This window comes from Haloactinomyces albus, assembly GCF_031458135.1.
GTDB lineage: Bacteria > Actinomycetota > Actinomycetes > Mycobacteriales > Pseudonocardiaceae > Haloactinomyces > Haloactinomyces albus.
In genome coordinates this window covers 3,830,986-3,857,753 of record NZ_JAVDXW010000001.1, presented here as the reverse complement: position 1 = coordinate 3,857,753, position 26,768 = coordinate 3,830,986, and the positions used below count along the sequence as shown (strand labels likewise).

The following is a 26,768-nucleotide window of genomic DNA, read 5'->3' as shown; positions in this document are numbered from 1 at the left end:
AGGGATTCGGCAAAGTCATGTTGGTAGACCGAGGAGTTGGAGTGGGCGGGTGAATTCTCGGGCGGCGTAGCGGAGTCCGACGGCGATGTTGGTGTGTCCGGCCAAGCGGAGGGCACCGATGGTGAGGTTGCGCAGGCTGGCCATCACGCGGGGCGCGTTGCCGGTACGGATTTGGGAGACGTCTTCGGCGAAAGTGACGTCGCGGACCCAGTGCACGCGGTTTTCGACCGTCCAGTGTCTGCGGATGTAGGCGGCCAGTTGGGTGGGGCTGGCTTGAGTGGCGGTCAGGCTGGTTACGCCGTAGACAATTTCGTGGTGGACCCGGTTTTCCTGCAGGTCATCAGGATCACCACCGGCATGGTCGGTCGAGACGAGAGTGGTCAGTTGGTCGAGGAAAGCAGGGATCGGCGATGATGCAACAGCAGGCACGGTACTTCTCTTATGATCGTGGACTTCGATAACCACATGATCAACAAAGGCCGTGCCTGCCCTCACCATCCCCAGCGCGCACCTCAAACGACTTTGCCGCGCTCCTGGCGACTGACCGAGATCCAACGCGATGCAGGCGCAAGCTACGCGGCCATCATGGAACTGCGATAGACGGCAGTGAGGCGGTCTCGAAGAGCGTCGATCAGAATCTCTTGACTCGACATGCAAGCGAAATTCCCTCTCGGTAAACGACATCCTTGATGATCTCGATACTGCGGCACTCACTGGCTCCTTCATGGCTTCTGCACGCATGTCATCCGTCGATAACGGTGAGGTGGTCGGCGAAGGAGCTGACCAGGCTGTCCAGCGCGGCTTTGCCCTTGGCCGAGGTAGCTGCGGAGGGACGGCCGATGATGCCGCTGGTGGTGTATGCCTGCATCCCGGACACGAGCAGGTGTGGGCGGTTGCCGGCTTCGTGATCGGCATCTGCATAGGTATCGCCGACCAGTTCCGGGTGGGCGTGCAGCAGGATCGAGGTCTCCATTTCACCGCCGTGCATGTCGTCGTGGCTACTGGTGACCGCCCCGGCGTACTCGCGGGCAGCGCTCCAGTCATCACGGCCGGGGAACAAGGTGACGTATCGACCATCGACGTTGGCCTGCTGAGTGATGTTGGACAGGACATAGTTACCGCCGTGCCCGTTGACCAGGACCAGCTTGAACACGCCCGAACGTGCCAGTGAGGCGCGGATGTCGTCGATGACGGTGATCAGGGTGCCTGCACCGATGCTGACAGTTCCGGGGAAGCTCTCGTGCTCGTGCGAGCACGAGAGGGGAATGGGCGGCAGCAGGAAGAGATCGTAGGTCTCGGCGATGCGCGCGGCGATCAGGCCGGCGATCACGGTGTCCGTGACGAGCGGGAGGTGATCTCCATGCTGTTCGAAGCTGCCGACCGGGAGGACGGCAACGCGGGCACTGCGGCGGGCTTCATCAGTGGCGGTGGCGCTGGTAAGCAGGTTCACGCGATTCTCCTTGGTGTCGATCGGCCTGGGCATCACCGCAGCGTGTTCCGCAGCACGTGGCGCAGGTAGTGAGCGTGCTCGTGCGCACCTACCGTGGTCAGCAGTTCGGATGCCCGATGGAGCTGGTGTTTTGTGCGGTGGGAGCGTGTCTCGGAGGCGATGGCCAGCGAATGTTGCGCGACGGTAAGGGCCTCGTTGGGCTGGCCAGTGCCTGCGTGCGCGACGGCCAGACGTGCCAGGCACAGCCCGAGGTCACGTCGGAAATCTGATTGCCAGTCGGCGAGTCCCTGCTGAAGCGTAGTGAGCGCTTTGGCCGGTTTGCCAAGTTCGACCCAGCAATGGGCGGCTTCCATTTCGATGTAGCTGGGGGTGCAGTAGCGTGCGATGTCCGTATCGTCATTCGGTGCTTCTGATGCGTACTGGAAGGCATGATCGAGAGCGCGGGCACAGGTGTCGTAGTTTCCGGCGAGAGCGTATCCGTGTGCCTCTTGACGCAGCGCCACGGCTTTGAGGCGCGGTGGCAACGCTCCGGGATTCTGCAAGGCCGCGCGGGCAAAGGCGATGGTCAGGTCGGGCTTGCGAGCATCGCTGGCAATATTGCTCTTGCGCATCCGGATGTAGGAGGACAAGTGCGCGTCGCCGGCCTCTTGCGAGAGGTCAAGGGCGGTGTTCGACCACTGCATGGCTGTGTGGAGGTCGCCGGCATCCTGATATAGCCAGCCGGTGAACTCGGCGAACCGGGCAGCAACATAGAGCAGGGGAGCATGGCCGTGTCCATGACTTTCGGTCAGAAGCTGTTCCGCGAAGCTTGCCTGCTGTGTGGCGATGGGTAGCAGGGAATGCGGTCCGGCTAGGTTATCCGTGGTCACGTACTGCTGCAGAGTCATCAGCAGAGACTCGGCTAACACTGGCTCAGTGCGCGTGGCCGCAGCGGGGACCACAGGGCCACCGGGGAGCCGGAGAACATCGGAGGGCTTCGGCGGCTCAAAGCCGGTGCCGCCCACGTCGAACCACAGCATCTCGGCGGGTATGTGCAGACGTCGAGCGTAGTGGATGAGCTTGTCAAGATCACGCACACGGTTTCGGCCCGACTCGATACGGCTAAGCTGACCTTGTGTGATGTTCAGCCAACGAGCTACATCGCTCTGCGGAAGTGGTTTGCGCCCATGTGCGGGATGACGACGATAGACACGCACGACCACGCCCATATCTTGGCTGGCCAGCGCGTCGCGCATCTGGTCGCTGTTCCAGAAATCGGCACTCAGTCGGGGAGCCTCGTTACTTTCACCAGTATGGCCGCATGGCGAGCACAGCGACGTGGTGTTGTCGCGGGCCAGCCGTGCACCACATCTCGCGCAGTATTGCGCGTCGCCGTGGGCCATGATTTCCGCCTTCGCCGGTAATCGCTCTCGCTTCGTTTCCGAACCAGGCTAACTTCGCATATGCCGGTTATGCGCATCGCGCATAGCGATCATGCGGATAACGGCCTCCCACATCAGCAGCTGCTCCCTAGTGTCAGCAGGCAGTAACGCCGTGCTTACCAAGGGTGGCGATAGCCGATGAACGACCACACCGACCAGACGACGTGCAACGGGCCTGGTCGAGTTCTTGCACTAACCGAGCAGCGACAAGCAGGCACTGCCTGGAAAGAGCCGCGCTTGCGCCGAGGAAGCGCCCCGCCCCTCGGCGCAAGCGCATCCAAATACGAGAAGTCAATGCAAAGGACGTACACGATGGTTGACGGCGGTGAGACGACCACGGACGTACAGATGACAGGGCATCTTCGGGAAACCTTGCCTCGGTCCGCATCGGTCATCGAGGCTTTCCGCCAGGTTGTCAGTACCGATCACTCGGGACAGATCGTCCTAGATATTGCCAACGACCTGGCCTCCCAGCACAGGAGGCAATGGCATGCCGAGGATGTCAGCAGAGCAGACGATACCTCGGCGGAGGATGTTGCCGCTTGCAAACAGCTCATTGACGAGCTCAACGCCCGCCGTGTCGCCCTGGTGGAGCGGATTGATGCCTGGGCAGCGCAGGAAATTCACAGTCGCGCCGACGCCTCGCTACACACCGAAACTCTGGGCTCTGTGATCGATCGGCTGGCTATTGCATGGGTGCGAACCAATAACCTGATCAATGCCACCGATACCCGCGAGCGTGCCCGCTTGGCCCTGCGACAGCTTGCCGAGCTGGCCGATGCCTATGACGACCTGGTTCGCGATGTGGTCGCTGGCCATCGACGGCTACCGGCGTGGCGCTCCCTGAAGAGTTACCGGAGAACATCATGACCGTAAGCACGGACCACCTTGCGGTGTCGCTCAACGGCGTCGACAACGTGGGAAAAACAACTCAACTGGCCTGGCTACGGCGCGGGATGCCAAGTGCACATGCCGTTGGCACTGTCGACGCTTGGGATTCCCGCTGGCGCGAAGTCGCCTCCGGAGATTTCGCGCAGTGGTGGTTCGTCGATTCCACCACGGCTGAACATGTCGACTTGATGATGAGTAGCCACACTGCTCGCCGTGCTGGAAGCGGTCGTCTGGCCTTGGAGGACCGGGGAATACCCATGCTACGGGCAACCTGCGCGGCTACCGCCGCCATCAAGGATGCCCTCTCTCCGACCGAAGCGCTTCAACTCGTCGATCGCATCGCGATCAACTTCCCGGCTGCGGACCATCGCCGTGAAGTGCACGTACTTCTGCGGTGGTCTTGTGACCCCGCGAGTGAGGCCGCCGAATCCCTATGCCGCGAGACACGGCCAGTAGATGAGCGATATTCCGCTTACCAGCACGCACTCGCCGAGATTCTCTCACTTCAGGCCGAACGAGGTGATTACCATGCAGTACTCGACCTCGGTAATGACCCGATTCTCGATGTCCAGCGACGGCTCCGTGAACAACTGCGTGAGTTCGGCCTCCAAATCCAGCCTCTATCGGACCAGGCGCTGGATCGGCTGTGGGTGCTGGCCGGCATGTCGGAGAGCGGCAAGAGCCGTGTCGGCGAGTTGTTGCGCGACGAGCACGGCGTTACCCGGATAAAGATCGGTTACCTGCTTGAAGTCGCCGCCTTACGTGCCGGTGTGACCGATCCATATGGCTGGCCGGAACCTCGGCAAGCCGAACAATTCACCGAGGAGGTTCTGCGCTTCGCCGAGACCAGCAAGGCATGCACGATCAGCGTGGAAAGTGCCCACCGCTTCGAGGCGACCGCATACCTCAAGCGCATCTGGGGTGACCGCTGCCGGGTGATCTACGTCGATGCGGACTCTGCCGTCCGGGCGAACCGAGCAGCGGAAACCGAGACACGCCTGCGCGCCCGCGATGCCACCAAGTACGAACGCGGCACTCATCGGATCATCGACATCGCCGATCACGTCATCGACAACACCGGGCCACTGAGCGCATTGAAGCTCGTCGTCACCCGACTTGTATCCACAGAGGGCAATCGACGGGTTCCCCTCTATGCCAGTGGACCAGTGACCCAAGGCGAGTGGTTGAGGCAGGTTACCGATCACATTCTCGACGAACAGGTCGCGCTCGTACTCGCCACCGGCAGCACCGGGAGGGCGAGCTGGCGGAACGGATGGAGCGATCTGGACCTGCTTGTCGTTCGCGACACCGTGCCTTTGGAGTGGCTGCGCCACACCATCGGCAGCTTACCGACCCCGGATGACATCAAAGTCGGAGTCAGCTCCTTCACCACCGGAGACTTCGATGCTCTGCGTGTACCACCGCGGGTTGTGCAATCGCTTCGTCGCGCTGCAGAAGGCGTCGGCGTGCTCTATCAGCGTCCGGGCTACTTGGCTCCTCTCCCGGTCACTGCGTGCGGAGACCGCACCAGTCGCGGCGAGCTCGGTCTGGTGTTGATGACCACACGGCGTCTGCTCGCGAACGAGCAGATCGACGTCCGTGCGGTGTACAAGCACCTGGTGCTGCTGGCGAAGATCCTGCTGCGCGCTGACGGCTACCACTTCGACGATCCACAGGATGTGCTCGCGGCCTTCCGAGAACTCCACTCGACTGCCGGATGTTCACCTCCGCAACTCGACGAGCTCGTCCGTAGTCCTGAAGATCCGCTCTTGTGCCAGCAACTCGCCGAGGCAACGGATCGACTGATGACCTATATCGACCAACTCGATCACATCGTGAGGACCGACGCATGACCACCGAAAATTTGTTCGCAGCACACTCTTGCGAGATATCCATTCCCGAACCAAGCACACCTGAGAACCTTGCCTACCATGCCCAGCGTGTGCGCCGCCTCGGAGTGGCTTCCGGCACACGCGATGTCCGAATCGTGCACGAACTCGACGGTATCTGCGATCAGGTGGGTCCGGAACGACTGATGCGCACGGGCAATACCTTGTGGCAAGCGTGGTGTCACCATCCTGAATTCACCAGGCCCGATGTGCTGCTCGGATTGGACGCTGGCGGCATCCTGCCCACCATCGCCGTCGCACTGGCCGGCGACTTGCCCTATCGACTGGCGTGGAAGCTCGATCTCGACCTTCCCGACAAGCACCAGTTCACCGAGCCTCACGCAAGACGTACCGAGGTCTTCACCTACGGCCACCTCGCCGGTACCCGTGTGTTGATCGTGGATGACGAGAGCACAACGGGCGGCACGCTGAGCAATCTCGTTGCCGTGCTTCGCGAGGCAGAAGTCGAGGTAGTCGGCATTGTCTGCCTGATCGAAGACACCACTGGTAATGCCCGAGCATTGCTTGAATCCCTGGGAGTTCCGCTGTGCAGCCTGACTCGACTGTGACCCCATGGACGGTCGGCACCGTGATTCGTCGCCGAGGGGGACGCTTCGTCGTTCCTCGCGAGCATGCTCCCTTGGCCCGCTCGCTGCCGTATCGGCGTGCTGCCGGTGAAGGTCCTACGCACACCGGCCATGCGGAAGTGATACAGCGCCATGGTTGGTCGGTCGTTCTGGGCGACCGCGGGCTCGGTGATGTTCTTCTTGCGCTGGCGTTGGTTCGTGCTCTCGCAGAGAGTGCCGGAAACGACGGGAAGTTGCACTATCGAGGTCCGCGAGCACGTCTGATGCGACGATGCCGATTGCCGTTGAACACGGAGCACCACGAGGGGGCGCATACGGTCCGCAGCAGGCACGGCAATGGACCGGCCTTTTACGCAATTCCCGAGAAACCCCAGGCATGGCTGGATTTGCTGGACGGTGGGCAGGTCGAGGTCCACGCCGCACTGCCGATGCGTTACTACCTGGCCGCTGAGCAAACCCTCGGTGTTCGGCTACCTGCTGACCATGCGCCGCTGCCGCAGTTCATTTCCCATGAACAAGCACGGCCTTTCCATCTCGTATTCGTCTCGGCGACCAGCCGACCGAATCGGAAGGACTACGGGGCAGACGGTTTCGCTCACATCGCTCAGGTCCTCGCGAACAGATACCCCGCACCATGGCGCTTCACCATGATCACCAGCACCGAGGCAACATCTGTTCACCGTGCCGAGTTCGAGGTGCTGGCAGGACTGGATGCCGTGGATTGCCTCGATGTGTTCGCTTCGGCCGACATCGTGATCGGCAACGACACCGGACTCACCCACTTGGCCGCACTCACCAAGCGTCTCGACGGAACCGGCCCCCAAGTCATCGGACTCTACGGCCGCCACGCGTATACCAAGTGGACTACCGGCGTCGATCGCCATCACGCCATCGCCACCCCTTTCTCCCAGATGCTCGCGGCAGCCGATCGATGCCCCGTTCGCGACCATCTCGACGATGCCCTGTGGTCGGATGCGGCGAAGTTGACCGACATCCCAGCCAAGCTCATTGCCGACTTCGCCGGTCAACTCGCCACCAGGTAGGCAATCATGCTGAGGATCGCACATCACCGACGTTTCACCGCCAACCACACCTGGCACGTCGAGTGGGCAGGACATCAGTTTTTCGTCAAAGCCAATCCGCACCACGCTGAAGCGCGCGATGAACGCGCCGGACACGAACGGCTTCGCGCGTATTACCCGGTACCGAAGTTATTCGGGTCGCGGCGATTCGGCCGGTGGACCGTGCACGTGTACAGACGGTGGCCCCCTCTCGGCCACGATGCCGGACTGCTGCTCGACGAGATCACTCGTGTCGATCGCACCGACGACACACGCCGCCTCGATGTCTGCCTCTCCGCTGTCTTCGGCCACTACCGCCAGGTCATCCCACGCACGTTGTGCCGTACCACCAATGCCAACACGGTCAGCAAGCTCTACGGAGACCGCGCCGGCTCGGAGGGCAGACTGGACCGTTATTACCGACCCGATACACCATGGCGTATCACAACAGGCGCTCGGAAGTTGCGCCCGTCGGACCTATCCGCGCTTCGGTTGCTGATCAACAGTCGAGAGCACACACTCGACTTCGCCGACCTGATGGCCTGGCTACGGGTTTATTTCGCCAATCACAACCCGGTGTGGGCAGCTCTCACTCAGGGCGATCCCACCGACGTCAACATCGGTTGGTCACCGACTACCGGACCAGTGTGGTTCGACTACGACACTGGCGGACTCAACGCACTGGCGGGCGAGTTCGCCTGCTTCCTGCTCTATCAACGCCTCCACGGTGCCTGGCTCACACCGCACTACAACCCCACGGTATTCCGCGACCACCCGTCCGCACTCGCCGCGAGCAGCCTTGCCGAGCCCATCCTCGATACCGAGTACGACAACTCCTGCCTGAGGATCGTCTATCGGCACATCCCCAGTACGGCTCGTCGACATGTTATGCACCGCTATCTCAACGAGATCGTCCATCCATTCGCCGAGTATCTCGGCGTCGACGACCTCATGGCTTGGCTGCGCCCCTACCTCGTGATGCGGCTGCTTGCTGTCTACCACCTCGCCGACCTCGAAACACGCGACGCCGCGCTCTCGCTGGCCTTGCTGGCCGAAGCGCTCGACCCGGCCATCACGCTCCCGCGCTTCCTTGCCCTTACCCCATTGGAGAATGGAGACCACCTGCCGTGCCCCGCCCTGTCGCCGTAATCACCGGAGCCGGCTCCGGCATCGGTGCCGCCATCACCACCCGCCTGGCGGCGCGCTACGACCTGGTCCTCACTCACCTCACCTACGACGACGATCTCCGAAGCGTCGTAGCCAGTGCCGAACGCGCCGGTGCCACGGTCACAAGCGTGATAGGTGACCTCACCTGCGATGATCACCTCTTCGCCCTCGAAGCGGAAATCACCCACGTGGCCGCTCGACTCTCGGTCCTCGTCTCCAACGCAGGCGCCTATCCACGTATCTCGTGGAGTGATCTGAGCCTCGGCGCTTTCCGTCAACAGATCGAGACCAACTTGATCACCCATGCCGCCTGTGCCCGGATCGCCACTCCGGCATTCGCTGCACGTGGACACGGTCGCCTCATCGCCGTGTCCTCGGTACTTACCCAGCTCGGCCGCGTGGATCTCGCCGGATACATTGCCGCCAAGAGCGGACTCGAAGGGCTCATCCGTGCACTGGCCCGAGAACTCGGACCGCACGGTGTCACCGTCAACTGCATCCGTGCGGGATCCATCGAAGTACCCGCTGAGCACACCGTGGTTTCCGACCATGAAGCGATGGTTGCCCGCCAACTCGACCGCCAATGCATCAAACAGCGCGGCCAGCCCGGCGATATCGCAGCCGCTGTCGACTTCCTGGGATCGTCCGACGCTGGATTCATAACCGGTCAATGCCTGACCGTCGACGGAGGATGGTGCATGACATGACCACCACCGTGCTCTGGATGCGCCACGGCACTTGCGACGACGGGCTCCGTCGCTCCGGATCCCACGCCCGCCCTGACAGTCCCCTCACCATCTGCGGCACTGTCGAAGCTGAAGTCACCGCTCGATACCTTCGCCAACGCGATCGGCTGCTGTCCCTCGTCGTTCCCAGCCCGCTACGCAGAGCTCGGCAAACGGCCTCCATCGTGGCCGGCACGCTCGGCGCACACTTGGCAGAACCACTCGCGGCGTTCGCCGAATGGTGCGCCCCGTACTGCGTACTCGGCCGGAATGCTGTTGAATACCCTCCCGACTACCAGGAGTGGCGCAAGCAGCGCTCCCAAGAGCCGGACAGCTCACTTCCCGGCGGCGAAAGTCTCCGTGCCTTTGCCGAACGAGCAGCCGAAGCCATGACTGCTGCCCGCAGCTTCGCCAACGAAAACGGCCACGTACTTGTCGTGTCCCATCGGATGCTCATCGGAGCCGTCAGCGCCTTGAACCGCGGGTATCAGCATCCCGCAGAGATCTTCAGTCACGCGCGCGATTTTCGACTTGCCCCTGCCCAACTATGGAGCCTTGAGCAAGAAGAACACCGGTAACAGCAGCGGTGACCGCGATGAGCAACAGATACCACGCCAGTACGGGCCGGGTTACTGCGTAGCCGCGGTGAGCTCCCTACCGAGACTCAACAGAGGGTAGCTGATTCGGCCAGGAGCGCTTCACGATTGGCCAGGACGAACTCCTTCAGCGCAGTTGGCTTCAAGTCGACCGATGCCAAGTCATCACCACGCAGGTCGATCCGGTCCACCTCATAACCGCCTCGAGACGGATCGCTGAACTCAGGGCCACTCCGCGCTGCTTCATCCAGCCTGGTCAGGCGAGCTACGAAAAAGTACTGAACCGCGATTCCCGCATCCGAAGGAGAACTGACCAGGAACACCTGCGAAGCCCCAGCCACCTCCGCCCCCAGCTCTTCAATCAGCTCCCGGTACAGCGCCTCCTCGACCGAGCTATCGCTGTCCTCAACACCACCGCCCGGCGCCGTCCAATACGGCTCCTGCCCCGGCTTCGTGCGCTTGATCAACACCAACCGACTACGGTCATCGATCAAAATCGCCCTGGCCGCACGACGCCCCACTGCCATCAACTGCTCCGTCACAACTGGTGATCTTACGAGTATCATCCGGTGACATGCGCGAGACGCATACGGTTGATTCCCCTGGCTCAAGCCGCAGTCCGCTCATGCTCACCGTCGCGCTATTACGGATCGACCGCAGTCTTGGTCGCCCCGCCGTGCTTGGTCAGCCTAGGTCTGCAGTCGATCTTAACCGCCCCGTTCATTACAGCAGAGTCGGTGGCCTTATTAGCCCAAACATACGCCTCACCCGGCCGAAGATTGGCCATCTTGGTCATTGTAAGCGACGACAACGGGTCATTGGCACGTTGGATGTGCTTCAACCATGCAGGCGAGTTCAACTTGTGCAGGATGATGTGATCCGACAGTGATATCAGTTGCGCTGGCACCGAAAGAGGATCTTGGCTAGCCACAAGAACACTCATGCCTTTGTGTCGCATCTCGCGCACACTCTCGACAAGACCGGACACTAATTCGGGGCTGTCAATGTACTTGTGCGCCTCATCCAAAACAACGAGCTTGTTAAATCTGCTCTCGCCGGACTGAGCTTCAGCGAATATTTCCATGAGTACAACGAACAGACCCAGCGCTTCGTCTTTACTGATCAGCTCATCACGCAGGTCAACAATAATCATGCGACCAGGCTGGACAATCTCTTTTATTCGAACACTGTCGTCGATGTACTCGGAAGCGAAATTGAGCCTGTCCTGGACAAGCCGCTTCAGGTGATCCTGCATACCGGACTGATCCACGTCATCCAGGATCTTTCCCAGAGTAAGATTCGACCGGTTCTTGCGAAGGATCTGCTGAACCTGTCGGATGTAGTTTGCCTGGTTTCCAACAGCTCCCATAAGAAATTTCCAATGGTCAACCCTGAGCTCAGAAGACCCGAACTTCAGCGGAAGCACTTGTACATTGGGGTGCTCTCTCCGCCGTGCATCCACCTGGTCCTCTGGAGTGAGAAGCACGACATCCTCGAGCGCCCGAGGGGCGACGCCATAGCGCTCACGTAGTTGCTCAATCTGCCCCAGGTCATCGTTCGCCGCAGTCATGCTGGTGAACTCTGGCGGATAATCCTTGGTCTTGCTGTAGTGGAAGACGATCGTCGCGAGTGGTTGCGGCAACTGGTTCACGGGCGGCGCGGAAAGCGAGGCCATTTCGATGAGCGAACCTAGCGTGTAGCTCTTGCCGCCTCCTTGAACACCGAACAAGCTGATCGTGTGTGTTTCGTTGAGATCGATGCCGACCTTACGTCCGGCTACCTCTCCAATCACCCCGTACTGTGGTGTGCCTTTGTCCGTACCGGTGATGATGTCCGGCTGCGAGACGAGTTGCTGCCCCTCGTCACCGAAGTGTTGCTCTTCCACATCCGAAACAGGTGACGCTGCCTCCTGATCTTCCTCCGCTGCGTTGGGCATACCTTCTTCCGGCGAGAGTTCGATCGGTGAATCATCGAGCATCTCGTCCTCGTCGCGAGTGCTGCGTTCCCGAGCAGGACGCAGGAATGCAGCATCTTCCAAGCGCGGTGTCGTGAGCTCAATGGAGCGAACATCGGCAGAGGTACCTTCTTCGCCACCCTGGCGCGCGAGCACGGGGTCTGTGGGGATGTGTTCGATGAGCTCATCGATAAGCTGACGACCCACTCGATGAAACTCGATGCCGCCTTCCAGTTCGACACCGGTGTCGGTGCCGGCCAGATCAAAGATCAGACCGGTACGCGTGAACTCCATCCGGTACCCCTCATCAAGCCGATCCAGGAGCCAGCTCGCTTCGCGCGTGGCGGATTCGCCGATAATTTCGTGGCGTTGTGCGCGATCGAGGTAGAAGCGCAGCATCGCAGAGAACTCGGCATTCTTGACAACTCGGTCCGGTCGGTCAGGACGTCGGTGGCGTGGGTCGAAATGTTCGGCGAGCACTTCGGCGCTGCGATTGAGCTGCTCGGTAATGCGATCCTTGAGTCGCTGGTAAGCAGCCAGATCCGGCACCGAGGAGGCGCATTTCACCTCCACCAGGCTGCAGGTGATGACGCGCTGCTCTGCATCGAGATCGAACAAAGCCAGATCCGTGCGGTCCAGACGTACCGCGAACTCACTCGATTGCGCCCTCGCATCCCTGTAGAGTTCCAGATGCGCGTCCAGCGGAACGAGCAACTGGTTGGCAAGCACTCCTTGGTAAGCGAGGTAAAGCCGCGCCAGGGCGAGCCCGAGGATTTCGGTGCGCTGGTTGGGAGCTGCTGAGGCGATCTTGAAAGCGAGTCTGCCGGAAAGCTGGCGCAACTGGTCGAAGAAAGTACCAACATGACGGGCCTCGATGTTCACGTCGTGTTGGCTCATGGCGGGCAGCAGCAGCGCCCGTAGCTCATCGACCGAGCGTGAGCTCACCACAATATGGTGACCGAGCGTGCTGGTATCGGGAGCACTGTGGTCGATAACATACTCGCTGCGCTGCGCACTGCTGGGAGAGTCGAAGAGCTCCATGCCCATGGTGCGGTCGATGGTGATGACCCAGTCACTGCTGCGATGCGCCTGGTGCAAGAGAGTACGGTCGGCGGCGTCGAGGTTCAACGTCACGCACGGAACGAACTGCCGGCTGACCTGTCCCGAACTCACAGTTGCCGCCGCGGTCGACATCAGTCCTGGCAACTGCCCCATGAGATCGCTGAATTCTGAACTTCCCGGCAGTGGATGGGCACTTCCGTGTACCGGCACCTTGCGCCAGGAAGCGATTTCCTCGGCAACCTGGTAGTGCGAGCGCATCTCCTGAGCAAGGCCGTGCACTGTGACGTGATGGCGCTCGGCTCCCGTTCCCACCTCGAAAGTCTCTCCGCCGAACGCGTCGAACAAGATAGTGAGGTGCACGGTGTGCTCGGTGGAAGCAGAACTGAACTCTTCCAGCGGACGCAGCGACACCGAAAGCTTCGGTGTCAGCCCCGCGCTTGGCTCACGGAATCGTTCTACCTCGTGTGCGGTGTTCCATTCGCCGTGCAACAGCTCTACCAGCGCACCGCCCGCATCGGGGACATCCGGGTCGCGGAAGAACAGTCGGAGGTCATAGCGTAGATCGCTGAATTCTGCCCGCCGTTGCAGCTGCACCAGCATGTCGGCCAGGGCCTCCGCGCGTCCGGGGTTCACTGCGGCGATGGTCAGTGTCGTGACATACGGATGAGCTCGCAGGTATCTCTCAACTCGGTCGGCGAGCGCCTGACCACTCACCGGTGGACGCGAAGAACTTTGCGCGCTCTTACCGAGGACGCTCGTCAAAGCTCGCAGCGTGCCTTGCGGATCGGGACTGTCGGTGGCGGCAAGCGCGCCCCAGTACGGGTTGAGATCGTCTGCCGCCATCAGCAATCTACCGTCAGCACGCGGTACTGCCAGCGGAAATCCCAGGGGAGCCAGATCGTCGAAGAGCGCGGACTTGGCAGAACGGAGTGCGGCGCCACTGGCAGGAAGTTCCGAGTTCAACCATGACCAACCGAGTTTGGTCCATGTGACGAGCCACAGCAGCCGCAGCGGGTGCGTGGGCGAGACAATCGCGACTTCCTCACCGGCGTCCATACCCTCGCCGGGCAATTCGACAACCACCGTGTCGATGGCGAGCACGGCTGCCAGGCAGGCCCGTGCGATCCTGCCCTCTTCAGTCTGCTGCAGTCGATGCGCCACGAGCGCCTGGTACGCACGTCCGTAGTCGAGTGCCAACTCGGCCATATCCGCGAGATCGCGTCCTTCGACAACCAGCTGATCAGTACCACTGATTTGTTCGAACAGGTTACGACGCGCCACGAGAAACTTTCGCCACACTTCGTCGTCGGCTTGGCTCACACCGGGTTCGTGCAGCAGTGTTCCAGCCGTGGTCAGTCGTCGTGCAGCGGCTTCGGCCGATTCGGTGAGGATGGCTCGTTCTATCTCGCGCAGCCTTGCAGCCAGCCGGATATCCACAATGGCTTCACCAGCGAATACAGCACGTACCACGTTGCTTTCGGGACCGTTCTTCCAGCCCGTTGCCGTACAGGTGATGCCCGTCGGTGCCCGGCCATCGGCGAGCACGTCGAAGCTCAACCGGAGTTTGGCTTGGGTAAGGCCTTCTTCCCGGCGCACTCGTGGTTCCGCGGGTTCTTCCGCGTCACCGTCGGCGATGACGAAGAAGCGCTGACTTTCATGCGGCGGTGCACCGGATTCGCCCGCTGTCTCCATGGGATATGGGACACCTTCGGTATCAACACCGGAGACGCGGATAAAGTGCCAGCCGTTCTCAAGCTGAGATTTCTTGAGTTTTTTCAGCGTCGCCTTGTATTCGGTTTTGCTTTTCGTTCCGACCCGCACGGACGTCACGACGCCAGTGGGTCCGCTGTCTTCGGAGATGAGAGCGACAATGAATCGGGACAGGCCAGCAACCTGCCGTGGGGCGGGCGAGACTTGAAAGCTCACGGCGAGCTGGTTCGTCCCTTGTGCACCCGTGGGAAGGTACTGTTGGCCGATGATCGTGCTGCGGATCTGGTCGTCGTGGTCCCCGGGATTTTCTCCGGCACGGCGCAGCGGCAGTTCACCGACGTCGACTCGCACTCGTTCATGGGTGAGTTCTTCCGGCAACGGCCAGTGTTGAAATGCCAGTCCCCAGTTTTCTCGGTCGACAACGATGCGTCGTGTCCATGCTTTGGGGTCTTCCAGACCAGCCCTCACGGCAAACTCTGCCAGGCGAGCTGTGTAGGCGGGGTCGGTCAAGCCGAGGTCGATCACGCGACCACGTTCGGGGCGCGTCGGTGTTGCCATTGATCTGGCGTGGTGGATGTTGCACGCAGCGCGACGCAGCACTTGGCTGAGGTCCGTGAACAAGCCAAAGTCGGGGATGAGTCCCAGTTCGAATAATGCGGCGCCTGCCGCAGTGTTGTCGAAGTCGTTGAGTTTGAGCGTGAGCAGGTACCGAGTGCGTGCCAGTTCGTCGGCATGGGGCCACTGCGCCTCGGTAATGAGACCGAAGAGCTCATCGACTGCCGAGCGCAATTGGGCGGGTAGTTCAGCGCGCAGAGCCTCGCAAAGCTCGGTGTAGACATCACCGAGGTCGAGCTCTTCGAAGGTGGCCAGGCCGAACGAGTCTTCCGCACTGGCCTTGGTACCTGCGGGCACAAAAACCAGCAGCGGCGGTCGAGCTGAACCGTCGGTCTCCGGATTACGCAGTTCGACCAGTTTGGTGCTCGTGACGCTTACATCGTCGGCGCCTTCAGAACCGGAACGCAGCACGTAGACCTGCGCGGCCGGTACGCAGCGGCGCGTCCTGCGGCACAGCCGGATGGCCAGGGAGGTGTCCAGATCTCCGACGCGCATGCAGTGGCCGGGTTCGCGTTGCCCCGCCACCCTGGCCAGCCAAGGCACGAGCAATTCTTCCAACTCGGCATACAAGTCTTCTTGCCGGAGTTCCCGCAAACCGGTCGTGCTCACTTGTTCCCCTCTTCGCCCACCGCGTAACGGGGGCTGATGGTCTGCGTCAGGTAGGCATCGGAGAGGTCGGAGAAGAATCCGATCTCGCGCAGTTTCGTGCTGAACGCCGTTTCGTTCTCCCGCAACGCCGCACGATCGGCGATACTCACCGACGAAAATCCGTCGCCTTCCGGAAGCTGGCTGATGTGGAGACCGTATCGACGACGCAGCACAGTGAGAAACTCGTCGACGCGCATCGCCTTTGTCCGAAACCCCGTCGGCCCGCCGGGCGCGAGCAGAGAGACCTGCAGCAGCACCTCCAGCAGCCGCGAGTCCAGGATGAATCGACGATTGCCGCCCCGGGGTTGAGTGATCAGGGCGCCGGACCGGTTCTTCAGCAGCAGTGAGTCCAGCGCATCGACGATGTAGCCACGGTGGTACTGGCCACGATGCGCAGTGATCATTTCCACGTATGTAGTAAAGGTGTCCAGCCCCAGCCCGAGAATGGTGCTGATCTCGGGATCCAGCTCACCATCCGCACCGGCCGAATCCTCGACGATGCCGCGGATGCGCATATCGAAGTAGTTGTTGCGGTCGGTTTTGCGTGCACTGCTGAGCAGCTTCAGCACATCGGCCACGCCGAACACCCCGGATGCCGGCCTCCGTAGCTTGCCAACTCTCGCCTGGTTCTCAGCGAACTCGTCGAGTTTTTTGATGGCGTAGGCCGAGCGCACGAACTCCGGTATGCGACCGAACCACACTTCTGCGCTACGTTCGGCGAGTTCCGCCGCACGGGTTCCGGGCTCTCCCGCAACATCGAGGAACAGCCCCACAGGGCAGCCGCAGCCGTGTGCGGCCAGACTGAGGTCAGTGCCGCATTCGCTGCGTACACACCGAATGCCAGTGTTCTCGCGCCACACCAGGTTCGGCAGTAGCTTGATCAACCGTAGGTGATACAGCGCCAGGTGGAAGGCGAACAGCGTCTTCAGGTACTCCACGAGCACCGAACGCGGTATGAACCGCTTGTGGAACAGCAACCGCAGCACGTCGTCGACGAGCAGGTCCACGGCTGCCTGGCACAGTGGGGGGTGTGGTTTGCGTGGCTTGCTGGTGTCCGGACGGTCCTCCACTTTATCCACTGTGGACAAGTGCAGCAATGCTTGCGTTTCGACGTCGATCTCGGCGTCAGTGACCGGTGCGTCGGTGCTCGGATCGATGCCTGCGAAGAAGAAGCTCCGCAGGTGTTCCAATGCCTGCTTACCCACATCGCCTCTGGCGTGGAGCAGCATCTCGTAGAGCTGCTCGTCCGCCCCGTACGGGCGGGAGCGTTTGCTGTTGCGGAAGCGGTAGGTGAATCCGTGGAGCGGCCGCGGTCCGGCCACCGCCTCGTTGGCTTTGCCCCGGTTGACCATGTCGAGCAGGTGTGTCGAAACCCAGCGCTGGGTGGTTTCGGTATCGAAGCCGGAGAACGACTCGGGGTGTTCGAGAAACTCAGAGACGAACGGCTCTACGGTCAAGTCTGTGGAGCGGGCGAGCCTGCTGGGCAACCCATTGTGTCGCAGACGGGCCAGGAAGGCGGTAAGGACCCGATCCATGTCCATCTGCTTGAATTCGAGGTAGCTCACGCCGGGATGGCGGAACTCGCGGTCCTTACGGTCGAATCCCATCATCGCACCTCCGAGAGCGCTTCCATGACGAGCCTGCCGCCGGGCTCCCTGCGTACACGATGCAGATCACGTCCGGTGTTGGTAAGCAGCACTTCTTGATACGGCACGGCGGAGAGTGCGTTCTTGAACATTGTCAGGCTCAGGTAGCGCCCCTGGCTGTCACTGGTGTTGGGCACGTGACCTCTGCGCAGCAGGTACAGCAGCTCATACAAGTCGATTTTGATGGCAAGCCCTGCCTGCTGGCCCCCGGGATCGACATAGCGCAGCAGCAGGTGGTCGTGCTCCCCTTCCAGATACCGCGATTCGGGCGCGCCTGCGGTGTGCAGGGTGAACTTGTCCTTGTCGAACAACCGGTAGCTGCTGATCGTGCCGTTCGGCACGTGCCGCACGCGTAAGGCTACAGCGTCACCGAGGGCATCCGGCGTGGTCAGGCCCTCGCCACGATTGATCGCATCGATGATCTCGCCGAGGTGCTCGCCCACTGAGTTGGGGCTCGCCAACACGTCCAGGAACATCCGTGCTGATTGGTACGGCAGCAGGCTCGCCGACCGGATATCCTCGAGGGATTCGAAGAAGAATCGGCGTTTCGCTGCGGCGATGTAGTCGCGATGCGCAGTGAGGTCGGGGGCGCTGCCGCGCGGAAGCTGTTCAAACCGGGCGCTCAGCAGTTCCAGGTCGTAACCGGAACGCTGGTCGAAGCTCATGGTGGCGCTGCCAGTGTCCGGACCGGCGTAGTCGAAACGGCGCTCCAGTGACGGTGCTGGCACTTCGGCGACGTCGAGCTCACGTAACTCGGCGAGCAGCCGGTCATGGCCTCCTTCAGGGCCGATCCAGCTGTTGAAGTAGTAGGCGTCCAGGATCTCCTGTCCACGTCCGCGCTCGTACAGCGACTTGATCTGAGCGCAGGAACGTCCGGAGGTCAACGTGTAAGCCAGCGCGGAACGCAGGTCGCGCAACGTGATGTGCAGGCGACCGCGCAGGTGAGCGAGCTGGTACAGCGAACGCAGCCGTTCGATCGTGCGTTGGCCCGCCGTGGGGTCGGCGAAGGTGCGAGCGTTGTGCAGGGCGTAACAGTGCGTCGAGATCTCGCACGATGCGCAGTCTTGCCAGAATTCGGGTCTGGTCATCCGGTCGAGCATTCGACTGAAGATCGAGCCGGTGCCCTCAGGGTCGGCGAGCACGCTACGGTTGTTCAGGTTGACCACCGCAACGCCGCTGTCCAGCCTGTGTCCGGCGAGCCCGGCGTTGACCAGCTTACCGAGCTCGGTGAAATCGCCTGCGTGTTCGGTGAGGAAGTCGACGAGTCTGCCTTCGTTGATCGCGATAACCCTGCTCTGGTCGTCCGGCCAACCGGTGGGTTCACCCGAGAACGGACCGAAGAACTCCGCCAGCACGGCATTGTTGGCGCGTTCCCCCTCGTCCTGGCTGCCATCATGGTTGGTGTGAAACTCCATGCCACCGAGGGTGAAACTCGCGCCGTTTTCTCGGGCGGTCGAGAATGAAGCCTGCTCGTCACGTGCCCGCTCAAGCAGATGTTCCAGGAACGCGGTCTTGCCGTCGCCGGCGTTGCCGGTGATGATCACCAGCCGGTAATGCCCTGCGAGCACGTCCGGCAGCAGACGATCATCCAGAGCGCTGGTGACGTAGAGGTCACTGCGAGTGGGATCCTTGCCTCTGGTTCCCTGGTTGGTACTTGTGCTCTGGCTGTACAGCGTGCGGAGGTAGTCCACGAAAGCGTTGGTGGACTCCCTTGCGGACTCGCCCGGCTCGGGCAACTGCCTTTCCGGTGGTTCCACCCAGACCGTGGTGATCCCGGACAAGGCATCGAGGAATTCACTCACCGAGCCGTATCGCTGGCTGCGTTGTGGCGCGATGGCCTTGAGCAGTGCCTCCACGAAGGCGGGCGCCAACGGAGGCACTCCGGACCACACGGCTGGGTGTGCAGGTTCTTCACCCGGTGGCGGGTGTCCGGTATCCCATGGGTAGGCACCGGTGAGCGCCTCGTACAGGCTCAGCGCGAGAGCGTAGGTGTCCCGGTCGGCCAGGTCGGCGGCCGACGGTTGCGCACTGATGTCGAGGTCGGGTGGTAGGTAACGCGTGGATCCACCACCGTGGCGCAAGGTGGAGTCCGAGGTGACCGCAACATTGAAGTCGATGATCTTGCAGCCTTGTTCTGTCCACAGCAGATTGCTGGGCTTGATGTCGCAGTGATACACACCGTGCCGGTGTAGGTGTGCGATTCCGCGTGCAGCTTCTATGCCGAACCGCAGCACGTCGGCTGGGCCGAGCGGTTGTTCGCCGGAGGTCAGGGATCCGAGGTCGCGACCGTCGACGTATTCGAACTGCAGGTACGGGGTTTCGTTGTCGGGCAGGAAGTTCGCGTCTGCGACGCGCACCACGTTCGGGTGTCGTTCGAGGTTCACCAACACCTGGTACTCATGCTTCATGCGCTCAATCACCGAGTCGCGGTCCCGCAGGATCAGCTTGAGCACCCAGTCGGTGTCGGCGATCATGTCGAACACGTGGTAAGCGGCACCGAAGTGGCCCTTGCCGAGTTTGCGGCGGATGGTGAACTTGCGGGTCAGCTCGTGGCCTTCCGGCAGATTGAGCAAAAAGTCCTTGCTGCGCGTGGTGCCAGAACTGCCGGTGTTCTCTACCTGTTTCGGCATACTGCGACGGTTGCGTTTGCCGGCACCGACGATGCGGGTGAATTCGCGTAGCGCGTCGGCGGCGCGAGGTCGTTCATCCGGCTGCTGTGCGCACATGGCGGTGAACAGCTCAGTGAGCTTGGCGTCCACTCCGGCCTCGGCCAGTGGAGTCGGCGGTAGCACGCTGGCCTGACTGTACTGTTCGGTCGACGAGCCGAACGGCAGTTCGCCGGTGAGTAACTGATAGGCAAGGATCCCAGCCGCGTATACGTCCGAGGCTGGGCTGTGCGCCTGAAGATCACGGTGGCACTCCGGGGCGCGGTAGTTCGGATCGACGACTTCGGGGATCTGATCGACCACAGTTTCCGTTCGAGGCGGGCCGAGCCGAGCATGGTCGAATCCGGTCAACAGCGAGCGGCCGTCGTCAGCGATGACCACGGTCGACGGGCTCAGTGCCCGGTGAATCACCTTGTTGTAGTGCGCGTGTGCGAGCCCGGCGAAGACATCGCGGATCACGCGCAGCTTGGTGTCCGTGCCCAGTGCCAGCTCCGGCTCGTTGAGACAGCGCAGCAGCGGTCTGCCGTGCGTGTCGTCGAGTTCGAGCACGAACCGGGCTCCGTCTTCCACGCTGGTGAAATGTCGCGCGGTGACGATGTTCGGGTGCGGCGGCATGCGGGAGAGAGCGACGTAGGCGTTGCCGAGGCGACGCTGCTGTGCCGAGAGTTCGGCTTCCGGCAGGAACGGGTCGGCGCGGTAGACGCGCAGCAGGACCGTGCCTGCACCTTCCGGCGCGTCGAGGTTGCGTGCCCGGTATTCGGTGACCTCACTGTTCCCACCGAGGCGTTCAACGATCTCCCAGCCGCCGATCTTCGGGGGTCCTTGTGGGCGGCGCACCGCACCGTGCAGGGCTTCGACGATTGCTTGGCCCAGTTCGGCAACGCCATCGGCAAACCTGCTGGGAATTTCGAAGCCGGTATCCATGTAAGCGATGAATTCATCGAATGTGGTGACGTTGTCCGCATCCCGCTGCTGCGGGTCGACGAGCTCGGCATCTCGTCCGGTGAGGACGACCAGCGGGGCGGTGTAGGCACGGGTGAGTTCAGTGCGGTGGTTTTCAAGCAGGCCCTTGAGCCTGCGAGCGTGCCCACGCAGCTTCGCGACCGGCGAGTGAAACGGCTGCCTACGCGAAGGGAGCCACTTCGACCCAGCCACCTCGATGCGGCCCCGAGTGCCCTTGACGTCTGCCACGAACACCGCGCGGTCGGTGACTACCACCAAATCGACTTCGAAGGTCTCGTTCCTGGCTGGGATCTCGATGTTGTGCAGCACCAACCAGTGCTCCGGCCCATGGTCCCGCAGTCGTGCAAGCACCGCTCGCTCGTCATCGTTGACCGGAGGCCCGCCCCCCAGGATCTCCGCCATTAACGTGCCGCCTCTCGCACCGCCTCATCCAGCAACCGCAACGCTTCGTCTTCTTTATCATCCGCGAGGTCCCGCTCGCGATAGGCTTGACGAACTTTCTCCGCGATCCGCTCCCGGTCCTCGGGGGTGCACAGTGGTACAGGCAGACCCTTGCGAAGTTCAGCGTTGATGTCCTGCTGCTTACCGCCAGCACTCATTGAGCGAAAGACACGAAACACTGCATTGGAACGTAGCAAAGCGAACAGGTACGCGCCAGGCAGATCGTTTGCACCTGGCAATACTCGCAAAAAGTGCTCAGAGAATGCATAGTTCAACCAACGCCCTGCCGCAAATATCGGTCGGCAGTATACTTCATTTTCACCCAGGGTACCTTGGGCCGCGATAAGTATAGTTTCCTTAACTGGCAGCAGCTGCGAGGCACGACCGTCAGAAACAGTCACCCACCGCCCTTGCGGGCGCAACCAAAATCCTTGCCTCTGACCAACAAGTTGAACCCCATGTTCGGGGCCGCTATCGATCCGCGTAAACCTGTTACCACGACTGAGTTGACCACCCTCGCAAATTTCACCCAGGGTCCAGTGGGGGACAGAACGCAGAGTCTCAAGAACTTGCTGGACACGTGGGCTGAAATTGAGAGCACGCAAGGTTGTCGAGTTCGCTCCAGAAACGCTGAAACCCAGATCGCGTGGCTGCTTGTGCCATTGAAAGTTAGTAAGCTCGGGCAGGTCTGCGCTGGTGAAAAGATCTTCCGTGGCGGCGACTACACCGGCCTGGTATGAAGCGCGCAGCTCGGCTGCCTCTTGAATAAGAGTGTGAATCCGATTTTCCAGCGCTTCCTCGAACCGAGGAACTCCGAGATCAGCAATGTGGTATGGCTCGATGTGTTGAATTATCGCCCCGTACGCCGAGCCGGTGATTAGCGACTGCCCATACTCGCTTGCGAGAAAAGCGTGCAGGTACCCTGATTTAATCTTGTTATCATCCGGCACCACTTTCAATACATCCTGGGATGACCAAAATCCTGACATGTCAGGACGGACATACGCCATTCGCCCAACCGTGCCCGAGCATGATATGAGTGTCATACCCTCACGCACTTCAAGGTAGGGAATTTTTTTTGCGTCAGCCTTGGAGAGCAAAGGAAGCCAACTAAGGTCTGCCTCCATAATGTCCGTGCTACCCAGAAATGGTACGCCGTACTCCGGATCCTTAACGTAGATCCGGCGGAACTTCGGTCCATTGAAGATGCCACCATTGTACCCTGCAGTGAGACTCTGGAGCGGATCTTTCCGCATGGGCAGCCGTTCGAGGAGCTTGCGGGCTTCGAAAGCACCGGAGAGGTAGGGACGCGGATCAAGACGGTACCCCTGCTCGACGAGCCAAGCGGAATTTACCGGGTTGTCCGGGTTGATGATCTTCACCGTGTGCCCTCCGGTGTGAAGCCTGGTTCGGGGTGCGCAACGCGGAACTGATGGTATTGCCTACCGATCTCGGGCAGGTCATCGTCGATGACCTTGACGGTGCGATGCAGGGTACGTTCCCGCTTTTGCCCGCCGATTCGGAAGGTCTCCAGCTTGGTCTCGTAGTCGAGAACGATCTCGCCGTCCGGATGACGCTTGTACACAGGGTTTCCTCGACGGTCGACGCCGACCTTCTCGGCGATGGCCATGAACACCGGGTACTCCTGGTCGGCACCCATGTCCTTGGCCATTCGTTCCTCATCGGTCTTCTTCTTCAAAAACAGCAGGGTGGTGAGGATGTTGACCCCGGCCTCGTAAATGAATGCCTCCACCGGCAGTTCCACGCTGGCCAGCACCCAGCAGTTCTCCAGGATCCAGCGCCGGATGGCTTCGTCCGACGGTCCTGGGTTAGAAAGGATGCCGTTGGGTAGCACGATACCGATCCGTCCACCCGGCTTGACCCACTGCACGGCACGCTGGATGAACAGCTGCTCCGGTGACACACCTGTCACCGGAGTACTACTTGCCACCGGCAGCCCGGTCTCCTTGCTGCGCGTCCAGGACTGGGCGACCCCGTCGCGGTAGCGGTTCAGAACATCCTCGTCGGTGATCTTGATGTCGGAACCGAACGGCGGGTTGGTCATCAACACGTCGACGCTGCCGAACCGAATCTCCGCTCGCGCGGGTTCCACGCCGGGCAGTGTGCCGTCCGGAAACGCCAAGGAATTCATGTGATAGACGTTGCCCTGCGTTCCGGCGACCGTCATCAGGTTGAGGCTCGTCGCGCGCACCAGGAAAGGGTCGAAGTCGGCGCCGAAGAGGTTGTTCTCCACGTACCGCTTCAGCCGTTGCCGGTGTCGCTCGCGTTGTTCCTCGGCATCGAGCTCGTCTCCTATGCCTTCGTTCTCGCGCCACTGCTTCAGCAGCGCCGCGAGGGTTTCGCGCAGGAAACCGCCGGTGCCGCACGCAGGGTCCAGTACCCGCTCGTGCTCCTGCGGCGCGAGGATGTCGACCATCAGCCGCACCGCACGCACCGGCGTGAAGTACTGGCCCCGGTCACCGCGCAGGTTGTTGCCGACCAGCTCCTGGTAGGCCGCTCCCTTGGCGTCGATCTCGGTGTCGGCGAGGTTGTACGGGGCGAGCTGGCCGACGATGAACGCTAGCGCCCGATCCGAAAGCGTGATCTCGTCCCGTGCGCTGAACAGCGGATAGGCATTCTTGACCTGGGCGAACAGATTGTCGATCCGCTCGCGGATCTTGCCGCGTCCATCGTCGGTGAACGGCTCGTCGAAGGCGGCGTAGAACTGGGCACCACCGTTGCGGTTGACCTGCTCGTCGTGGATCTTGGCGTAGAGCAGGTACATGAACTGCCAGAACGCGGCGTCTTTCGGCAGACCTTCATTGCCGTGGATGTAGTTGTGGCACCGGCGGAACGCGGTACGCAGCATGTCTTCTTCGCCGCTACGCAGCCTGGCGTGCGATGCGACGCTACGGCTGCCCAACGACTCGCTGGACTGTGGCCAGTCCGCCCGCGGCTCGTAGGTAGTTCCCCAGCGTCCGATTTCCTTGTGGAGGTAGAACAGGTCGACCCCGTTGGTCCACAATCCGTACTTCAGCTCGGGGACGTTCTCGTTGCCCATGAGCTCTTTGAGCTCGTCGAGCTCCTTGGTCGCTTGCTCATGGGTGCGGATCTTGGTGACCGTGTTGCCGTTCTTCGGTTCGGGCTTGCAGACGACCACCCGACGCAGGTTGTCCTGGGTGTGCTCCTCCGAGTCGAAGATCGCGATATCGGCTTTCTTGGTCCGCTTACGCCCACCGCCATTGTCGACAGTGACCGGGAAGTCACTGGCCATGTATTCCACGGCGATGCCGTACTCGTGCAGCAATCCCCGTACGATTCGCTGCCGGACCTTCTCCTTAGGGGTCTCCTTGACGGCTTCGCCGGTGATGTAGTCGACGATCTCATCCTCAGCCAGCGCGTCCAGCATCTCGTGAGCATCGGACCCAGCACTCTCCGTGACTGATGCGTGGCTTGCGACGAACTCGTCCATCTGGTGTCCCTTACTGCCGACATGGCCTTCACGATCCTGCTCTGTCCTCCATCAAACTACTGCGTGCGAAGCTGAAGCAGTCACAGGGCCACCTGCTATGACAGGGCGGCGGTACATGATCCCATTGGCTCGAACTCCACAAACGTCACGGTGGGTGGGAGATAGCCAGCCCACCCACCGTCGAGAACTACGTCGACGAAGCCAGCGGATGTTCTTCGCCGGTCAGTGCTGCCAGGGCGGTGGCGATTTCGGTGAGGTTGGCGCGGATGTAGGTGGTGGTCGTGCCGGAGTCACCGCTGCTGTCGGTGTGGCCGGCGTAGGCGCGGGCCACCGCGTAGCCGAAGTGGCGTTCCACCCAGGTCAGGGTGGTGTGGCGCAGCCAGTGGGTGCTGATCTGTTGGGTGGCCACCCACGGCAGGTGCCGGCCCAGCCGCGTCCACAGGTGGTCGTAGCGGCGAGCGGTAATCGGCTCGCCGTTGCGATACCGCAGCAACTGGCCGCTCGAACCGGGCATACCGCGCTGCTCGGCGTGGGACTGCAGCGCCTGCATCAGCGTCGGCGAGACCGGCTGCCACCGCACACTGTCGCTCTTCTCCCGCAGCAGGACCAGGCACTGGTCGGGATCCAGGTCGCGGGCGCTGAGGGCGAGGGCGCCGCCGCGGCGGCAGGCGGTCTCGGTGTGCAACCGCAACAACAGGGTGTCCAACGCCGGATCATTACCCGTGGAGGCGGCCACCCGGTTGATCTCGGCCAGCCGCGCATCCGGCAGCCCGCGCCGCGTACTCGGCAACCGCCGGGGTTTGGGCACCCGCCGGGCCGGATTGTCGGACTCAATGATGATCCCGTCGGCCACCGCGTGGTTGTAGACACACCGCAGCGCGGCGATCAGATGCTCGGCCGCGCTCCGGCCACCGCGGGCGTTGCGGCGCTGCACCACCTGGCTGCGCACCTGCTCGGCCAAGTACTTGATCTCCGAAGCAGTCGGCTCATCCAGGCGCCGCTCGCCCCAGGCGGCGAGGATCTTGTTCCAGTACGAGCGATACACCCGCCGCGTGCCCTCGCTGACCGCCTCGGCCACCTTCGGGATGTACTCGGCAAACGTCGGCGCCGGCGGCTGCTCACCCGGTGCGTCCACCAGTTGTTCCGGGGAGAGCCCCATGCGGGCCAGCAGCAGTCGCGCCGCCTCGATCTCGGAGGCCCCGGCAGCGTTGTCAGCGCTCATCGGAGACCACTCCCAGCGCGATGTGGTGCTCGGCCAGCAGAGCCTCGACGGCCACCAGGGTGTGCACGATCAGCACGCCGTGCTCCGGCCGTGCGGCCACCAGCACGCGCTCCCCTGCCGAGAACAGGCACCAGTGCCGCACCGGCGCCGGCAGCCGCACATAGCCCTGCCCGGTCACCGTGAACAGCCCCTGCGAGTCCAGGCGCACCAACACCGCCTGCTGCAGCGGCCGGAACTGCAACCGCTGCCCGGCTTGCCAGCCCAGCGCGCGCACCACCGAGCGCTCGGCGATGCGGCCACGGCCGTCCACCGAAGCAATCGCCGCCACCATCGACGCCTCACGGAACTCGGGCGCCAACCCCGGCCAGCGACATCGACCGGGTGGCCGTCGAGCGGGACGGCACAGAACCCATGCCGGAGGCCTCACCGCCGGACGGGAGCACAGCGGGCACGGACAGCTCAGCCACGCGCACCACCCCCGTACCGGGCGTGTGCAGGCAAGCAAAGGCGGCAGTCGCACCGCAGTGCACCGCCGCCGAAAAACGTGAAACTCGATCGCAGATCGTGTAGCAGGTTTGCCAC

At 62.0% G+C, this 26,768-nt stretch carries 18 protein-coding genes; 7 read left to right on the top strand and 11 right to left on the bottom strand.

From position 1 onward, the window contains the following. Nucleotides 1–15 precede the first annotated feature (15 nt). From JOF55_RS18415 to JOF55_RS18405, 3 genes are all read right to left on the bottom strand, one after another. Nucleotides 16–429, bottom strand: coding sequence for a transposase (locus JOF55_RS18415; RefSeq protein ID WP_445352011.1), 414 nt, complete (start codon nt 427–429; stop codon nt 16–18). A 313-nt stretch (nt 430–742) separates the two neighbouring features. Further along, entirely contained in the window at nt 743–1,450 is a 708-nt protein-coding gene (locus tag JOF55_RS18410) for a creatininase family protein (RefSeq protein ID WP_374727552.1), read from the bottom strand. A 32-nt stretch (nt 1,451–1,482) separates the two neighbouring features. Continuing rightward, nucleotides 1,483–2,832: an NsdA family TPR-like regulatory protein gene (locus JOF55_RS18405; RefSeq protein WP_310275878.1), complete on the bottom strand. Its 1,350-nt coding sequence runs from the start codon at nt 2,830–2,832 to the stop codon at nt 1,483–1,485. A gap of 351 nt (nt 2,833–3,183) precedes the next feature. Here JOF55_RS18405 and JOF55_RS18400 point away from each other — a divergent pair, with 351 nt between their 5' ends. The 7 genes from JOF55_RS18400 to JOF55_RS18370 all read left to right on the top strand — a co-directional run bounded on the left by JOF55_RS18400 (nt 3,184) and on the right by JOF55_RS18370 (nt 9,769). Continuing rightward, the gene (locus JOF55_RS18400) at nt 3,184–3,741 is read left to right on the top strand and encodes a DUF4254 domain-containing protein (RefSeq protein WP_310275876.1); all 558 of its coding nucleotides are present in this window, start codon (nt 3,184–3,186) and stop codon (nt 3,739–3,741) included. Further along, on the top strand, nt 3,738–5,615 hold the full coding sequence (locus JOF55_RS18395) for a nucleoside/nucleotide kinase family protein (RefSeq protein ID WP_310275874.1): 1,878 nt from the start codon (nt 3,738–3,740) through the stop codon (nt 5,613–5,615). Before JOF55_RS18400 ends, JOF55_RS18395 begins: the two co-directional genes overlap by 4 nt. Further along, nucleotides 5,612–6,220 (top strand): phosphoribosyltransferase family protein, encoded by a 609-nt coding sequence (locus JOF55_RS18390; protein WP_310275872.1) that lies wholly within the window; start codon nt 5,612–5,614, stop codon nt 6,218–6,220. Before JOF55_RS18395 ends, JOF55_RS18390 begins: the two co-directional genes overlap by 4 nt. Nucleotides 6,221–6,522: 302 nt before the next feature. Then, complete coding sequence (locus JOF55_RS18385; protein ID WP_310275870.1) at nt 6,523–7,281, top strand: glycosyltransferase family 9 protein; 759 nt, start codon at nt 6,523–6,525, stop codon at nt 7,279–7,281. Nucleotides 7,282–7,287: 6 nt separating this feature from the next. Continuing rightward, on the top strand, nt 7,288–8,448 hold the full coding sequence (locus tag JOF55_RS18380) for a hypothetical protein (protein ID WP_310275868.1): 1,161 nt from the start codon (nt 7,288–7,290) through the stop codon (nt 8,446–8,448). Continuing rightward, nucleotides 8,427–9,173, top strand: a complete 747-nt coding sequence (locus tag JOF55_RS18375) for an SDR family NAD(P)-dependent oxidoreductase (protein ID WP_310275866.1) — start codon at nt 8,427–8,429, stop codon at nt 9,171–9,173. Before JOF55_RS18380 ends, JOF55_RS18375 begins: the two co-directional genes overlap by 22 nt. Next, a complete protein-coding gene (locus tag JOF55_RS18370) occupies nt 9,170–9,769 on the top strand; it encodes a histidine phosphatase family protein (RefSeq protein ID WP_310275864.1) in 600 nt (199 codons plus the stop codon). Before JOF55_RS18375 ends, JOF55_RS18370 begins: the two co-directional genes overlap by 4 nt. Nucleotides 9,770–9,855: 86 nt before the next feature. Here JOF55_RS18370 and JOF55_RS18365 read toward each other — a convergent pair whose 3' ends face one another. The 8 genes from JOF55_RS18365 to JOF55_RS18330 form a co-directional block, all read right to left on the bottom strand. Continuing rightward, complete coding sequence (locus JOF55_RS18365; protein ID WP_374727551.1) at nt 9,856–10,314, bottom strand: NUDIX domain-containing protein; 459 nt, start codon at nt 10,312–10,314, stop codon at nt 9,856–9,858. A gap of 116 nt (nt 10,315–10,430) precedes the next feature. After that, nucleotides 10,431–15,737: a methylation-associated defense system ATP-binding protein MAD8 gene (gene mads8, locus JOF55_RS18360; protein ID WP_310275861.1), complete on the bottom strand. Its 5,307-nt coding sequence runs from the start codon at nt 15,735–15,737 to the stop codon at nt 10,431–10,433. After that, complete coding sequence (gene mads7 / locus JOF55_RS18355) at nt 15,734–17,386, bottom strand: methylation-associated defense system protein MAD7 (RefSeq protein ID WP_310275859.1); 1,653 nt, start codon at nt 17,384–17,386, stop codon at nt 15,734–15,736. Before mads7 ends, mads8 begins: the two co-directional genes overlap by 4 nt. Further along, nucleotides 17,383–21,453: a methylation-associated defense system protein kinase MAD6 gene (mads6, locus tag JOF55_RS18350; protein WP_310275857.1), complete on the bottom strand. Its 4,071-nt coding sequence runs from the start codon at nt 21,451–21,453 to the stop codon at nt 17,383–17,385. Before mads6 ends, mads7 begins: the two co-directional genes overlap by 4 nt. Continuing rightward, nucleotides 21,453–22,874: a methylation-associated defense system restriction endonuclease subunit S MAD5 gene (gene mads5, locus JOF55_RS18345; protein WP_310275856.1), complete on the bottom strand. Its 1,422-nt coding sequence runs from the start codon at nt 22,872–22,874 to the stop codon at nt 21,453–21,455. Before mads5 ends, mads6 begins: the two co-directional genes overlap by 1 nt. Beyond that, a complete protein-coding gene (mads2, locus tag JOF55_RS18340; RefSeq protein ID WP_310275854.1) occupies nt 22,871–24,901 on the bottom strand; it encodes a methylation-associated defense system DNA methyltransferase MAD2 in 2,031 nt (676 codons plus the stop codon). Before mads2 ends, mads5 begins: the two co-directional genes overlap by 4 nt. 250 nt (nt 24,902–25,151) lie before the next feature. Next, nucleotides 25,152–26,186 carry a tyrosine-type recombinase/integrase gene (locus JOF55_RS18335; RefSeq protein ID WP_310275851.1) on the bottom strand — a complete coding sequence of 345 codons (1,035 nt, stop codon included), beginning with the start codon at nt 26,184–26,186 and terminating at the stop codon, nt 25,152–25,154. Beyond that, nucleotides 26,176–26,517, bottom strand: coding sequence for a hypothetical protein (locus JOF55_RS18330; RefSeq protein WP_310275850.1), 342 nt, complete (start codon nt 26,515–26,517; stop codon nt 26,176–26,178). The genes JOF55_RS18335 and JOF55_RS18330 overlap by 11 nt, the downstream gene beginning before the upstream one ends. Nucleotides 26,518–26,768 lie beyond the last annotated feature (251 nt).

What these genes read in the sequence shown, in the direction of transcription:
- JOF55_RS18405 (WP_310275878.1), bottom strand. Translation starts at nt 2,832, where the DNA reads ATGGCCCACGGCGACGCGCAATACTGCGCGAGATGTGGTGCACGGCTG.
- JOF55_RS18400 (WP_310275876.1), top strand. Translation starts at nt 3,184, where the DNA reads ATGGTTGACGGCGGTGAGACGACCACGGACGTACAGATGACAGGGCAT.
- JOF55_RS18395 (WP_310275874.1), top strand. Translation starts at nt 3,738, where the DNA reads ATGACCGTAAGCACGGACCACCTTGCGGTGTCGCTCAACGGCGTCGAC.
- JOF55_RS18390 (WP_310275872.1), top strand. Translation starts at nt 5,612, where the DNA reads ATGACCACCGAAAATTTGTTCGCAGCACACTCTTGCGAGATATCCATT.
- JOF55_RS18380 (WP_310275868.1), top strand. Translation starts at nt 7,288, where the DNA reads ATGCTGAGGATCGCACATCACCGACGTTTCACCGCCAACCACACCTGG.
- JOF55_RS18370 (WP_310275864.1), top strand. Translation starts at nt 9,170, where the DNA reads ATGACCACCACCGTGCTCTGGATGCGCCACGGCACTTGCGACGACGGG.
- JOF55_RS18365 (WP_374727551.1), bottom strand. Translation starts at nt 10,314, where the DNA reads ATGGCAGTGGGGCGTCGTGCGGCCAGGGCGATTTTGATCGATGACCGT.
- mads7 (WP_310275859.1), bottom strand. Translation starts at nt 17,386, where the DNA reads ATGATGGGATTCGACCGTAAGGACCGCGAGTTCCGCCATCCCGGCGTG.
- mads6 (WP_310275857.1), bottom strand. Translation starts at nt 21,453, where the DNA reads ATGGCGGAGATCCTGGGGGGCGGGCCTCCGGTCAACGATGACGAGCGA.
- mads2 (WP_310275854.1), bottom strand. Translation starts at nt 24,901, where the DNA reads ATGCTGGACGCGCTGGCTGAGGATGAGATCGTCGACTACATCACCGGC.
- JOF55_RS18335 (WP_310275851.1), bottom strand. Translation starts at nt 26,186, where the DNA reads ATGAGCGCTGACAACGCTGCCGGGGCCTCCGAGATCGAGGCGGCGCGA.
- JOF55_RS18330 (WP_310275850.1), bottom strand. Translation starts at nt 26,517, where the DNA reads ATGGTGGCGGCGATTGCTTCGGTGGACGGCCGTGGCCGCATCGCCGAG.